Origin of the sequence: Acinetobacter defluvii (assembly GCF_001704615.3) — a bacterium.
Taxonomy (GTDB): domain Bacteria; phylum Pseudomonadota; class Gammaproteobacteria; order Pseudomonadales; family Moraxellaceae; genus Acinetobacter; species Acinetobacter defluvii.
The window spans coordinates 364973-378158 of record NZ_CP029397.2 but is presented as its reverse complement, the minus strand read 5'-3'; the positions used below and the strand labels follow the sequence as shown (position 1 = coordinate 378158).

General features: G+C 38.7%; 14 protein-coding genes and 2 pseudogenes. 8 read left to right on the top strand and 8 right to left on the bottom strand.

The window, feature by feature from the left end; translation table 11 throughout:
• Positions 1 to 33: 33 nt before the first annotated feature.
• From DJ533_RS04130 to DJ533_RS04115, 4 genes are all read left to right on the top strand, one after another.
• Positions 34 to 1488, top strand: a complete 1455-nt coding sequence (locus tag DJ533_RS04130) for a leucyl aminopeptidase (RefSeq protein ID WP_065995130.1) — start codon at positions 34 to 36, stop codon at positions 1486 to 1488.
• Complete coding sequence (locus tag DJ533_RS04125) at positions 1481 to 1888, top strand: DNA polymerase III subunit chi (protein ID WP_065995129.1); 408 nt, start codon at positions 1481 to 1483, stop codon at positions 1886 to 1888. Before DJ533_RS04130 ends, DJ533_RS04125 begins: the two co-directional genes overlap by 8 nt.
• A gap of 33 nt (positions 1889 to 1921) precedes the next feature.
• A complete protein-coding gene (gene blhA, locus DJ533_RS04120; RefSeq protein ID WP_065995128.1) occupies positions 1922 to 2548 on the top strand; it encodes a cell division protein BlhA in 627 nt (208 codons plus the stop codon).
• Positions 2549 to 2677: 129 nt separating this feature from the next.
• Positions 2678 to 2896, top strand: coding sequence for a hypothetical protein (locus tag DJ533_RS04115; protein WP_065995127.1), 219 nt, complete (start codon positions 2678 to 2680; stop codon positions 2894 to 2896).
• 61 nt (positions 2897 to 2957) lie between these two features.
• Here the strand turns inward: DJ533_RS04115 and DJ533_RS04110 are convergent, their stop codons facing one another.
• From DJ533_RS04110 to glnK, 7 genes are all read right to left on the bottom strand, one after another.
• Positions 2958 to 3503, bottom strand: coding sequence for a VTT domain-containing protein (locus tag DJ533_RS04110; RefSeq protein ID WP_065995126.1), 546 nt, complete (start codon positions 3501 to 3503; stop codon positions 2958 to 2960).
• Positions 3504 to 3608: 105 nt separating this feature from the next.
• The gene (locus DJ533_RS04105) at positions 3609 to 4268 is read right to left on the bottom strand and encodes a riboflavin synthase (protein WP_065995125.1); all 660 of its coding nucleotides are present in this window, start codon (positions 4266 to 4268) and stop codon (positions 3609 to 3611) included.
• Positions 4269 to 4483: 215 nt separating this feature from the next.
• Positions 4484 to 5788 (bottom strand): DNA adenine methylase, encoded by a 1305-nt coding sequence (locus tag DJ533_RS04100; RefSeq protein WP_065995124.1) that lies wholly within the window; start codon positions 5786 to 5788, stop codon positions 4484 to 4486.
• On the bottom strand, positions 5785 to 6882 hold the full coding sequence (gene ribD / locus DJ533_RS04095) for a bifunctional diaminohydroxyphosphoribosylaminopyrimidine deaminase/5-amino-6-(5-phosphoribosylamino)uracil reductase RibD (protein ID WP_089024804.1): 1098 nt from the start codon (positions 6880 to 6882) through the stop codon (positions 5785 to 5787). The genes DJ533_RS04100 and ribD overlap by 4 nt, the downstream gene beginning before the upstream one ends.
• A gap of 21 nt (positions 6883 to 6903) precedes the next feature.
• A complete protein-coding gene (gene nrdR / locus DJ533_RS04090; RefSeq protein WP_065995122.1) occupies positions 6904 to 7374 on the bottom strand; it encodes a transcriptional regulator NrdR in 471 nt (156 codons plus the stop codon).
• A 154-nt stretch (positions 7375 to 7528) separates the two neighbouring features.
• Positions 7529 to 8923: an ammonium transporter gene (locus DJ533_RS04085; protein WP_065995121.1), complete on the bottom strand. Its 1395-nt coding sequence runs from the start codon at positions 8921 to 8923 to the stop codon at positions 7529 to 7531.
• Positions 8924 to 8982: 59 nt separating this feature from the next.
• The gene (gene glnK / locus DJ533_RS04080) at positions 8983 to 9321 is read right to left on the bottom strand and encodes a P-II family nitrogen regulator (RefSeq protein WP_004650081.1); all 339 of its coding nucleotides are present in this window, start codon (positions 9319 to 9321) and stop codon (positions 8983 to 8985) included.
• 278 nt (positions 9322 to 9599) lie between these two features.
• Between glnK and DJ533_RS04075 the strand changes: the two genes are divergently transcribed.
• A complete protein-coding gene (locus DJ533_RS04075; protein WP_065995120.1) occupies positions 9600 to 9821 on the top strand; it encodes an accessory factor UbiK family protein in 222 nt (73 codons plus the stop codon).
• A gap of 76 nt (positions 9822 to 9897) precedes the next feature.
• A pseudogene (locus tag DJ533_RS04070) lies at positions 9898 to 10737 on the top strand (YifB family Mg chelatase-like AAA ATPase); the annotation flags it as partial.
• A gap of 212 nt (positions 10738 to 10949) precedes the next feature.
• Here the strand turns inward: DJ533_RS04070 and DJ533_RS04065 are convergent.
• Positions 10950 to 11396 (bottom strand): annotated as a pseudogene (locus DJ533_RS04065) (ATP-binding protein).
• Between the two features lie 332 nt (positions 11397 to 11728).
• Here DJ533_RS04065 and DJ533_RS04060 point away from each other — a divergent pair.
• Both DJ533_RS04060 and DJ533_RS04055 read left to right on the top strand, forming a co-directional pair.
• On the top strand, positions 11729 to 11893 hold the full coding sequence (locus tag DJ533_RS04060) for a helix-turn-helix domain-containing protein (RefSeq protein ID WP_089024803.1): 165 nt from the start codon (positions 11729 to 11731) through the stop codon (positions 11891 to 11893).
• A gap of 387 nt (positions 11894 to 12280) precedes the next feature.
• Complete coding sequence (locus DJ533_RS04055; RefSeq protein ID WP_109849250.1) at positions 12281 to 13144, top strand: IS982 family transposase; 864 nt, start codon at positions 12281 to 12283, stop codon at positions 13142 to 13144.
• Positions 13145 to 13186 lie beyond the last annotated feature (42 nt).

Sequence of the window (13186 nt, the reverse complement as noted above, 5' to 3'; positions counted from 1 at the left end):
TTAAAACGTGTTTAAAAGGCATATAGATCGCATATGAAATTAAGTTTAAATACTGCACCAGCCAACAGTAGTACCAGCCAAGCACTTTTTATTTTGGCGAGCACTGAGAACCTAGCAGAACTAAAATCCAACTATCAAATCAATGGTTTAGACAATTTAATCGCAGCAACGCAATTTAAAGCTGGCATAGCTGAAACCCTACCTTTGCTTGGTCAAATTGCGCAAAATCCACATAGTATATTAGTGGGTATTGATAAAGCTGCTGAATTAAAAGCTGCAAAATTAGCAAAAATCGCACAAATTATTATCAAAGCGTCACAAAAAAAATTCAAACAAATCAGTATTGATATTTCCGCTTTGCCAAATGAGTTGCACTATCTATTTGCATTGAGTTTGACACAAGCGGCTTATGGTTACGATGAGTTTAAAAGCAAAAAAAATAATTTTGTCTTGGAACAAATTGAATTGATTGCTGCATCCACAAGTTTAGATGTTGCACAAATCAGTTTGATCGAAGCAGTACAACAAGGTCAAAACTTTGCGCGTGACTTAGGCAACTGCCCTGCAAATATTTGTTTCCCTGAATACTTAGCAGAGCAAGCACGTGCTTTAGCGGCTGAATTCCCCAATGTTTTGAAAGTAACGGTACTTGAAGAACAGCAATTGGCGGATTTGGGCATGCATTCATTCCTCGCTGTGAGCAAAGGTTCAGAACGCCCGGGGCGTGTAATTACCCTTGAATATAAAGCCAACTCTGATCAAGCACCTGTGGTCTTAGTCGGTAAAGGTATTACCTTTGATACAGGCGGTATTTCACTCAAACCAGGCGTCGGTATGGATGAGATGAAGTACGATATGTGCGGTGCTGCTTCAGTACTAGGAACATTGCGTGCTTTATGTGAAGCAAATCTACCTATCCATGTGGTTGGTACCATTGCTGCTGCAGAAAATATGCCATCGGGTCATGCAACACGTCCAGGTGATATTGTCACCACAATGAGTGGACAAACCGTTGAAATTTTAAACACGGATGCAGAAGGTCGTTTGGTACTTTGTGACACACTGACTTATGTAAAACGCTTTAATCCTGCGGTGGTGATCGATATTGCGACCTTAACAGGTGCATGTGTGGTTGCACTCGGTAAAGTGTTAAGTGGTTTATTTACGCCAGATGATGAACTGGCGCAAGAAATCAATGTTGCTGGTGAAGAAAGCTTTGACCGTGTATGGCGCTTACCTGTCATTGATGATTATCAAGAAATGTTGGACTCAAACTTTGCCGATATTGGCAATATCAGTGGTGCAGGTCCACAAGCAGGCGCAATTTTAGCGGCATGTTTCTTAGAACGCTTCACGCGTGAATACCGTTGGGCACATTTAGATGTGGCAGGAACAGCATGGTTATCAGGTGCAGCCAAGGGCTCTACAGGTCGCCCAGTGCCGTTATTAATGCAATTCATTGCCAATCGTGCCAAAGCGAATGGCTAAGATTAGCTTTTATCTGTTTGAAAAAAGCCCAGAACGACGAGTGCAGAGCACTTGTCGTCTCTGCCGTAAAATTTCAAAACAACATGCCAAAATCTGGATTTATTGTGCTGATGTAGACACACAGCAGCAACTTGATGACTTATTATGGGAATTTGACCCTAGTAGTTTCCTTGCACATGGCATTGATCAAGACACAGCACCAATTTGTATTTCTGCCCGTTTACCCAACGCATCTGAGTGGATTGTGTTTAATTTTAACAATCAAGCACTTGAACAGGTAGCACAATTTAGTCACATTATTGAAATCGTTGAAAATGATGAGTTAGCCAAACAACTTGGTCGTGAAAAGTATAAAACATACCGACGTTTAGGCTTTACCCCTCAAACATTTAAACTCTAAAAGTATTTTCAAATCTCAACAAGGAGATGCGTGGTGGCATTAAATGTAGGTCAAGATTTTAAAAAACGTTGGTTGGATGCGCCTGAGGCAGTCCGCCAAACCTATTTAGATGATCTCAATCGCATCTGTGATTTATTAACCCCCGAATCCAATCTCCAAGCATGGCTAGACAATGACAAACGTGCTATGCAAGTGGCACAACTTAAAGTTGAACAAGCCTATGCTGATCTCAAAGCACAATTGATCGAAGAGGCTCGTGTTCGTAAACAATTGGCTTTAGAGAAATCTTTGGCTGAAAAGCGTGCCCTCCAACAACAATATAATCAACAGCTTATAGATGATGAAATACGTCAATTTCAACAACAAACTGTATCTCTTGCAGCCATGCGCGAAGATATTCAAAGTGAAATTATAGAATATACTGCACGCTATACTGAAAATCCAAGCACTCCTGCACCAGATTATGCCAATAATCATTTTAAAGTTGCAGATCATCAGATTATGTCTGAACTTGAAAGTGTACGCTTACGTTTAGAACTTGAAGCAGAAACTTTTATTGAACACGCAGTGCAAGACTTTAGAGCAAAACTTAAAGCAGCCTCAGATGAGGAAATCAAGTATATTCTCAAAAACAGTAAGTTTTCAGACACCTCAGAATAACTCTAGTAGTCATCATTTAAAGTTAAAATGTCATAAAACTGACATATAAATGTCACACCATAGTCATGTTTTAAATATCTTTATGATAAAAAACAGTTTTGGAAATTCTAAACTGAATGACTAGGAAAAATGAATATGTTAAACAAAATCTTTGAGCAAATTGCAGTGCTGGATACTGGTGAAAAGTGGACAGTTTCTGCTCAAGATTTACTGATCAGTCGGGCAGATTTTCATTCTATTTTTGTGTATTTGCTCCGTGAAGCTGAAAAAGGTCTTTTTTCAATTGACCAGCAAACGCCCAAAAATCCATGGTTTGAACAAACAACTTTAACCATCACCAAAAATTAATTTTTATTTTTAACCAAGTTCGATATGTATATTGCGCTTGGTTATATTTTATCTACATAAATTACAACACATCTAGCGTATATGAGATTAAATTACCCGTGCCATAACCAATCCCTAGCAATAAACCAATCCAAATAATCCCGCCAACGATATTGAAAAACATAAAATTACTCATTTTCATCCGCCCAGCCCCTGCAGCAAAAGGCGCAAATGAACGTACAAAAGGAATAAAACGTGCCATCATAATGGTCTTACCGCCATGTTTTAGAAAATAGGCGTTGGTTTTTTCAATATATTCAGGTTTAAAAATTTTAGGATGCTTTTTAAAGAATCGAAAACCCAGTGCTCGCCCTGTATAATAATTAACAATATAGCCTAAAATAGACGCAGCAATCAGCAAAATCCCCATATAGCTCAAATGTACCGCTTCTGCTGTTGAGCACAAAGCACCAATGGCGATCAGCAAACTATCACCCGGTAAAAAGAACATAAAGACTGATCCTGTTTCTGCAAAAATGATCAAAAATAAAATGGCATAAATCCACAAACCATACTGATCAAGCAATACAGGCAATAATTGTTCTATATGCATTAAAAAGTCAATCAATAGAAAACTCTCTGCTAGTGATTCACAAACATACTCATTTTAACGACTGAGCAAAAAATCAAAACAGCCTAAAATTAGGCTGTAAAATACCAGTGTAAGCGAAATTTATTTCAAAAAACCATTTTGTGCTAAAAATTCCATACTGAGTTTTGACTCAGCTTTAACTTCAGCCGCTTTATCACCGAGCAATAGCCGCTCAATATAACGTGCCAAAATATCTACTTCCAAATTTACTTTTGTACCGACTTTCCAAGTGCCAATATTGGTGCGTTCTGCAGTATGCGGAATCAAATTTAAACTGAGAATATTTCCACGTAAATGGTTGATGGTTAAACTAATACCATCTACTGTAATTGAGCCTTTTTCTGCTAAATATTTTGCAATTTCAACAGGTGCTGTCACTTCAAAATACAATGAACGTGCATCACTGCGTACTACAGTAATCTCACCAACAACATCAACATGCCCACTGACGATATGCCCCCCAAAACGTGTGGTTGGCAACATAGCTTTTTCGACATTGACCGCTTGACCTACTTTCCAATCAGCCAAAGTTGAACGATTCAAGCTCTCCCGTGAAACATCTGCAGCGTACCAATTTTCTCCCCAATCAATCACAGTCAGACAAATGCCATTGGTTGCAATCGAATCACCCAAATGCACATCAGACATATCTAAGTCGGTATGAATACGCAAACGCACATCACCGCCTACGCTTTGTAAACTTTCTACTTTACCTAAACTTTCAATAATGCCTGTAAACATGTTTCACCTTTCATTTGGGTTACAGTGCTATTCTAAGCAAGAATGTTATTTAATTCGATCTTTTCTTTGCAACTATGCTTGCTAAGCATTAATTTAAAATATTTATAAGCTGTAGCAATTTCACAATCTATATCGATTCTAGCTACTTTTAAATGCTATCCATTGATTTCTCAACGCAAAAAAGATGCTGTTTTCAAGCATCTCTTTATTTCACCTTACCATAAATCTAACTGGGTACTCACTCCAGAAGTATCTACTCCGCCTAATTCAGCAAAATGATACAACTGGCTGAGTAGTTGACGCAGAGGTGGTCCAGATTTGGCGTGGGTATCGGTAATCACAATAAACTCTAAAACCCGTGCACGCTCAGACTGACGTTGTTTACTAACACGATAACGTGGCACATCTTGGGTTAATAAGGTCACTTTGCCACGTTTTAGATTGGCTTCAAGTAAGTCTTTCGCCTCAATATTACCGTCCGTAGAATAACTGGTTAAAATATAACGCGCATTAATAGTCGACAATAATTTCTCATAGGCTTCTTGTGCATATTTTGAAGAATTATAAGGACTTGGGCGCTCTTTACGCCAAGCACGGTCAATGCCACTCTTAAAACCTTTGGTATCTGGTGTCGGTAAATCGACCTGATCCCATAAAGTTAAAGAGTTTAAAACATGGTAATTACTGCTATACGCATGCTGGTTATAAGGTGGATCAAGATAGGCAACATCTACCTCAAAACCACTCATTTGATTGGCGAGATGCTGTGCATCGACACACCACATTTCAGCCATCGGTGTGTTTTGTTTGGTATCTGAACCAATTTCACAAAAACGGCTGGGCATGAGCCACAATAAAGATTCGATACGTTCCAACGCTGATTGCGTACGCCCTCCCCAACCATGATGGAAGCTTTTAAACACGCCACTGGTATTACTCACAAAACTTGCTGAATAGAGTAATGGCGCAAGTAAGGCACTCATTTCGACATCATCAATTGCGCCTTGTGCTTGCCATGTCGCAATTTGCTGGCGAATCGCATCAATGCGCATGCCATTACGACGCTTGAAGAATAAACGGTCACGACTCGGATCATAAACTTCATCATTTCTCGGACAAAGATTATGTGTCACCCAACCTTTGACTTCAGGCAAACGGTTTAAATAATCAATGGCTTTTTGATAACCGCCTAACTCTTTAAAGGCAGGCGCATCAGTACAGGCTAAAATCGCATGATTCAATGCATGACTATAAGGTTCCCAATCATTAGCGATCACACGGTAACCATTTTGTCGTGCTAAACGTGATACCACGCCACTGCCTGCAAAAAAATCAGCAAAGATCGGAGCTCTTTTGCTTTTACGATGCAAAGTTCCTGTTTGCTCAAGCGCTTCTAAAATCAGATGTAACAATCGGCGTTTATTGCCCAGATAGGGCACAAGTTGATTGAATAGATATTCATCCGTCGTACGGGCAGCGTGGCGACGTTTGTGATATACCGAAGAAGTCTCTGAATTCATACTGACTCTTGCAAAGGAGTTAATCTTAAACGGATGTCTTGACCAAGTTGGATTACATCCTCAAGCTTAAAACGAAGTTGTTGTGACATCTGTTCAAAGTTTGCATTGAACATAGCACGTGCGGATTGACCTAAAAATGTGGGCGCAATATAACTGATGATTTCATCTATCAAGTTTTCTTGTAAAAAAGCAGAGGATAATGTTACACCAGCTTCGACCATCACATCGTAGATTTGAAAATCTTTGAGGGTCTTGAGTAAGTCTGCTAAAGATTGAATCTCTAACTGTACCACACCCAATTGTGCAAGCTCTTGACGAAAAGGCCCCATGACCATCACCGTTTCAGGCTGCTTGAGTATCTGCGCATCTAAAGGTAAACGCCCTTGTCGATCTAAAATTACTCGTTGCGGTTGTACAATATGGTCCATATTTACATCAACCAACTGACGCACATTTAACTGTGGATCGTCAGCTAAAATTGTTTCAATCCCTGTGACCACAGCCCCTGAAATTGCTCGCCAATGTTGTACATCTTGACGAGCTTCGCTACCCGTAATCCATTTTGATTCACCGGATGCCATCGCTGTACGACCATCTAAACTTGAGGCAACCTTCAAACGTACATAAGGCATGCCTGTTGCCATCGCTTTTAAAAAGCCTTTATTTAACGCCTCAGCTTCTGCTTCACAAACGCCCAGTTCAACCTCTATACCTGCATCTTTTAAAATTTGCACACCCTTTCCTGCAACCAAAGGATTTGGGTCTGAACATGCCACCACCACTTTTACCACACCTGCCTCGACCAAACCTTTGGCACAAGGCGGGGTCCGTCCATAGTGTGCACAAGGTTCCAAAGTCACATAAGCAGTTGCCCCTTTCGCCAGTTGCCCTGCTTCACGTAAAGCAAACACTTCCGCATGTGGCTGACCAGCTTTAGGATGAAAACCTGTTCCTACAACTTTTCCATCTTTGACAATCACACAACCAACATTTGGATTTGGACGTGTGGAATATTGCCCCTGTTGTGCAAGTACAATGGCTTGTTGCATCCAATATTGATGCTGTGCATATTGCTCAGAAGAAGTAAGACTCATAATTTTCTCAGACATTGACCATCAATCTTGCTTTTCTTGATCTCGATGTTGCATCAATTCAATTTGACGACGAAATGCTTCCACGTCTTGGAAATCTTGATACACTGACGCAAAACGTACATAAGCGACATGATCGAGTGCAAATAACGACTGCATAACAATTTCCCCAATCGTACGTGAACGTACATCACGCTCTCCCAATCGGCGAATTTTTAGTTGAATGTCACTAAGCACCGTTTCAATCTGTTCTTGAGTCACAGGACGCTTTTGCAAAGCATGCATCAGTGAACGACGCAATTTTGATTCATCAAAGGGCTCACTTTTACCATCCGATTTATTTACCCGCGGCATCACTACTTCATAGGTTTCAAAAGTGGTAAAACGTTCTGCGCATTTAATACATTCACGACGTCGACGGATCTGACAACCTTCGGCTGCCAAACGTGAGTCGATCACTTTACTGTCTGCGGCGTTGCAAAATGGGCAATGCATAGGCGTTGAAAAGACTATATTTGAAGGATTTGTTTTAGTGTATCAAAAAAATGGATGGTTGTTGAGTTTTACGCAATATATAGAAGAAAAACAGCCCAATTGGGCTGTTTTACACAATATATAGTGCTGCTTTGGATAAATGTTATTTTAAGCTTTATTCAATACGTTCGCCATGCTGACTTAAATCCAATCCCATACGTTCATCATCTGTACCCACTCTGATGCCGACCACCAAATCAATGATTTTCAAGATGATAAAAGTCATCACTGCTGAATAAATGATTGTCGCTAAGACACCTTCAACTTGCACCCAAAGTTGATGCATCATATCAGTAGGGACTTTATCACCCATGATAAACTCACTTGCAAATACTGCGGTTAAGATCGCACCGACAATACCGCCGACACCATGTAGACCGAAGGCATCCAAAGAGTCGTCTGCTTTAAGTAAGCGTTTTAAACCTGAAATGCCCCAGAAACATACCACGCCACCGATCAAGCCCATGACCAATGCACCACCGACAGTCACAAAACCTGCTGCAGGCGTGATCACGACTAAGCCTGCAACTGCACCCGATGCTGCACCCAATACTGATGCTTTACCACGAACCAGTTTTTCAACCAATAACCAAGCGAGTGCAGCTGCCGCTGCGGCAACTTGTGTTGTCACCAAAGCATATGCTGCTGAACCATTTGCACCTAATGCAGAACCACCATTGAAACCAAACCAACCGATCCAAATCAAACTTGCACCGAGTACAGTTAAAGTTAAGTTGTGTGGCGCCATTGATTCTTTACCGAGCCCAATACGTTTATCAAGTAAATATGCGGTGACTAAACCTGCCACACCTGAGTTGATATGCACCACCGTACCACCTGCAAAATCAAGCGCACCATCATTCATTAACCAACCACCACCCCATACCCAATGGGCAATCGGCGCATAGACAATCACCACCCAAACCGTAATAAATGCAATATAAGCACTAAATTTCATACGCTCAGCGATAGAACCACTAATAATCGCCACCGTAATAATGGCAAAAGTCATTTGAAAAATTACAAAGAGAATTTCGGGAATAGAGCCACTGAGTGCATCAGTTGTAATGCCAGAAAGCATGACTTTATCTAGACTACCAATAAAGGTATTGCCTTCACTAAATGCTAAGCTATAACCAACCACGACCCAAACAATACTGACAATCGCAGCAGCCAGTAAACTATGTGCCATCGTGCTGAGGACATTTTTTTTACGAACCATTCCTCCGTAAAATAAAGCTAAACCAGGAATAGTCATGAGTAAAACTAAAGCGGTTGATACCAAAATCCAAGCGGTATCACCTGTATTTAGGGTTGGTTTTTGTTCTGTGATTACCGCAACTTCGGTAGGAGTAATATTTTCAGTTGTTGTAAGCGAAGCAGACGATGTAGCAGCATTTGATTCACTCACTGCTGTAGCGGTGGGTTCAGTTACGCTTTCTTCAGCCCACGCAACTGATCCACCAAGGAGTGCGCCAGACAGGCTGAGCGCAAGTAGCATTTTTTTCATTCGTATCCCCCAACCAAGTTTTTCTGAGTTATGTGTTACTCAGCAAACTTCATGCCAAATTAAACAGCATCCGCACCAGTTTCACCTGTACGAATACGAATGACTTGTTCTAGATTAGTGACAAAAATTTTCCCATCACCAATTTTTCCAGTGCTTGCAACACGTGTGATTGATTCAATTACTGAATCTACCATTTCGTCACTGATTGCGATTTCAATTTTTACTTTTGGTAAAAAATCAACGACATATTCAGCACCACGATAAAGTTCAGTATGACCTTTTTGGCGACCAAAACCTTTCACTTCAGTGACGGTGATCCCTTGAACGCCAATTTCAGACAATGCTTCACGGACATCATCTAATTTGAATGGTTTTACAATTGCTGTTACGAGTTTCATGTTGTTTTCCTTCGGCTTTTCTCACCAGTAAGGTTTTATGTTCAATTTTCATGCCAAGATGTCTTAACGGTTGGGGGGAGTTAAGTCACTTTGGATGAAATCGCCTTATCATGGTCTATTTTATACGTTTTCTCAGCGTTTTCACTTGAATAATTTTATATTTGTGATTGATTTTTTGTATTTTATTATTAATTCATCCGATGCAGTTGTGTTAATGCTAGGGTCTACTACAAAGCAATGTTAAACTAAGCCGATTCTTCAAATTTTTGGACATTGCCATGATTGAAACACTATTACAAGCAATTTTGGAACAGGTTGACCAACCCAAGAAAGATTTAGAGCATAATTTACGTGCCTTATTGAATGAAGCAGTGACAAAAATGGATTTAGTGTCCCGAGATGAGCTTGAACGGCAAAAAACTGCACTACAAAATGCCAATAGCCGTTTGGCGGAGTTGCAAGCTCAAGTGAAAACCCTAGAAGCATCGATTCAAAAGTAAAATTAGGCATTTTTGCACAAAAAAAGTGCATAAAAATAATAAAACGATTAAAAATAAAGCGAACTGGAATAATAAAATGTCTTTTGCAAAAATTTATACCCGAGGTTTACTCGGGTTGCATGCGCCACAGATCGAAGTTGAAGTGCATGTCAGTGCAGGTTTACCTTCTTTAACCATTGTGGGCTTGCCTGAAGCTGCGGTCAGAGAAAGTAAAGATCGAGTGCGCTCCGCCATTATTAACAGTGGCTTTCAATTTCCTACCAAACGTTTAACCATTAATTTAGCACCTGCGGATTTACCTAAAGATGGTTCACGCTTAGACTTGCCGATTGCGATGGGTATTTTGATTGCAACAGGGCAAATTCCTGAAAATCAAACAGATGATTTTGAATTTATTGGTGAATTGGCACTCGATGGGCATTTAAGACCAACCACAGGCACATTAACCATTGCGATGGCATGCCAACATGCGCAGCGTCGGTTAATGCTCCCTAAAGAAAATGCTGAAGAAGCAGCACAACTTCCCGATATCGAAGTGTTTGCAGCCTCTCATTTAAAACAAGTCTGTGAGCATTTTACTGAAACTCAAAAAATTGCAGCTACTGAGAATATCAGTTCGATTTTACAACAACACTATAAGTTTGATTTGGCAGATGTGAAGGGGCAAATTCGTCCACGTCGTGCTTTGGAAATTGCAGCAGCAGGTGGACATTCGATTTTATTTAAAGGTCCCCCTGGTACAGGCAAAACCTTATTAGCTTCACGTTTACCCAGTATTTTACCCCCATTAAATCATCAAGAGAATTTGGCAGTAGCGAGTATTTATTCCATCGCCAATTTACAACATCATTTTGGACAACGCCCTTTTCGTGCTCCACATCATACGGCTTCTGCAATTGCTTTGGTCGGTGGTGGTTGTCATTTCTAAAGAACTATGCGACATTACAAACAACTATGCGACAAAAACAATATAAAAGCGAACTCTCCTTACAAAACTATTGAATTTATCACTAACTCTTGAAATAAGTAGTTCTTAAAATTCGAAAGAATAAGTATAAAGTTGTTAAATTAAGAAGTGTATATCACACCTAAAATCTGCCACGTATTTCACTACAAAACCAGCCACTCTTAAAGAGTGGCGATTTCATCAAAAGATCCGATTTTTCTCATCGAGTCTCCACTAATTTCGAATGTATAAGAGTTATGAATAATTCGATCTAAAATTGCATCAGCAATCGTAGGGTCATTAAATTTCTCATACCAAATATCATAAGAGAATTGGCTTGTAATAAGTAAACTGCCTTGCATTGAAAAATTATCAATAAAATCTAATAAAATTCCTTCTACAGCTGATGGAATAGAGGTAAGCCCAAAATCATCAATTATGAGCAAATCAAATGTCATTAATTTTTTGATTAGCTGCTTATCAATTGTATTGTCTACAGCCTTTTCAAATAAGGCAATAAACTCTTAATATTTAAAGAATTTAGTCTTGTAACCTTTCGAGCAAGCTTTAGTTGCAAAAGCACAAGCAAGCCATGTTTTGCCAATACCAGTTGAACCTAATAAATTCATATTTTTGTGATTATGAATCCAAGTGCATATTCCTGCATAAACATACCAGTCATTCCTGTTCGTACCATACCAGTCATTCCTATTCGTGCTATACCACAGCAATCAAAATAATAAAGGATAGAACTGATTTAAAGCTAAACACTAATATTGACTATACTAATCCGAATATCTATTCAAAAGACTGGACTTCACAAATAGATCAGACATACCAGAGTGAAGTAGCATAAAAAATAATTTACAGGCTCTAAAATTCATTCAACCTATGATAGGTTTCATAATCTAACGCTCCTATCTCTGTTGTACCTAGCTTAGGATATCTTCAATGAACTGAATTGAAAATCACTCAAGAATCTCTTGCACTTCAATGTGGAATTGATCGGAGCTATATGGGGCGTATTGAACGTGGTGAGGTCAATCTCACTGTCGAAAAACTTTATGAAATTGCAGAAATACTCAAGATTAATCCTCGAGAGCTATTGCCAACATTAGAGTTTTAATTTTCATCATTTTTTATCGAATATCAAAAGTATCCTTAAAAAAAGGATGCCATTAAAATAAAAATCTATACTTCTTTACTCGAAATTTCTGTTAGACCGCATTAATACAAAGTTTAGACTTTTTCATGAATGAAAAAATGTTGATTGTTGAGTTATCAAATACACCTAAATTTAATAAAATGGTTAATCGAACGTATTTAAAACTAAAAAAATAATGTAGATTACTAAGAAATATAAATTTTTGGTAAAGTTTATGTGGTCTGATATAGAATCAAAGGTAGATTTTTTAAACTAACCTGAGTTCGATCAAAAAAAGAGTAGAAAAAAAGCCCTAAAGTTTGTAACGTATTGGTTCTCAAGACAAAACATTACAACCTAAGGCTTTCTATGGATCATATTACAGAATTATTTTGTCTTTTAGATGATTTTTGCAAAATATTTGATGAATCTTTAGAAAAATCTCTCATTCCACATCAAAATTTAAGGTTACAGAAGTCTGCCCTAAGCTTATCTGAAATCATGACAATCGTGATTTTATTCCACCAATCTGGATTTAGATTCTTTAAATATTTTTATTGTCATATGGTCATTCCTTTTTGGAAATCTGCTTTCCCTAAACTTCTTAGCTATAACCGTTTTGTTGAAATTATGCCTCGTTGCTTGCAAGCACTTAGCTGTTTCTTTAATCAAATTAAAGGAGCAGATACAGGAATTTGTATCATTGATTCAACTAAGCTTGTTGTTTGTCATAATCTTAGAATTAAACGACATCGTGTGTTTAAAGACCTTGCGAATCGTGGAAAAAGTAGTACAGGATGGTTTTACGGTTTTAAATTACATCTTGTGATCAACAACTTAGGAGAGATTATTAATTTAAAAGTCACATCAGCCAATGTTCACGATGTTGCAGTACTTGAGGAGCTTACTTCAGAATTTAAAGGTATCCTGCTTGGTGATAAGGGATATTTAAGTAAAACAAAAAAAGATGCTTTAATCGCAAGAGGGTTAAAATTATTAACACCTTCACGAAAAAATATGAAGCAGAAAGAGTCACAAACATTATTTGAAAAGCAATTATTATCACGACGTGGTTTGATAGAAACAGTGAATGACCAATTAAAAAATTTGCATCAAATAGATCATTCACGTCATCGTTCGGTTAATAATTTTATGGTGAATATTATGTCGGCAGTAGTCGCCTATTGTTTAAATACTAGCAAACCAACTTTTAAAAATTTGATTGCAAACTAATAATATTCATCGAACTCAGGTTAAACTATTCTGAAGCATCAG

Excerpts from the sequence above, each read along its gene's own strand:
- DJ533_RS04130 (WP_065995130.1), top strand. The coding sequence starts at position 34 with ATGAAATTAAGTTTAAATACTGCACCAGCCAACAGTAGTACCAGCCAA.
- DJ533_RS04125 (WP_065995129.1), top strand. The coding sequence starts at position 1,481 with ATGGCTAAGATTAGCTTTTATCTGTTTGAAAAAAGCCCAGAACGACGA.
- DJ533_RS04115 (WP_065995127.1), top strand. The coding sequence starts at position 2,678 with ATGAATATGTTAAACAAAATCTTTGAGCAAATTGCAGTGCTGGATACT.
- DJ533_RS04105 (WP_065995125.1), bottom strand. The coding sequence starts at position 4,268 with ATGTTTACAGGCATTATTGAAAGTTTAGGTAAAGTAGAAAGTTTACAA.
- DJ533_RS04100 (WP_065995124.1), bottom strand. The coding sequence starts at position 5,788 with ATGAATTCAGAGACTTCTTCGGTATATCACAAACGTCGCCACGCTGCC.
- ribD (WP_089024804.1), bottom strand. The coding sequence starts at position 6,882 with ATGAGTCTTACTTCTTCTGAGCAATATGCACAGCATCAATATTGGATG.
- nrdR (WP_065995122.1), bottom strand. The coding sequence starts at position 7,374 with ATGCATTGCCCATTTTGCAACGCCGCAGACAGTAAAGTGATCGACTCA.
- DJ533_RS04085 (WP_065995121.1), bottom strand. The coding sequence starts at position 8,923 with ATGAAAAAAATGCTACTTGCGCTCAGCCTGTCTGGCGCACTCCTTGGT.
- glnK (WP_004650081.1), bottom strand. The coding sequence starts at position 9,321 with ATGAAACTCGTAACAGCAATTGTAAAACCATTCAAATTAGATGATGTC.
- DJ533_RS04075 (WP_065995120.1), top strand. The coding sequence starts at position 9,600 with ATGATTGAAACACTATTACAAGCAATTTTGGAACAGGTTGACCAACCC.
- DJ533_RS04055 (WP_109849250.1), top strand. The coding sequence starts at position 12,281 with ATGGATCATATTACAGAATTATTTTGTCTTTTAGATGATTTTTGCAAA.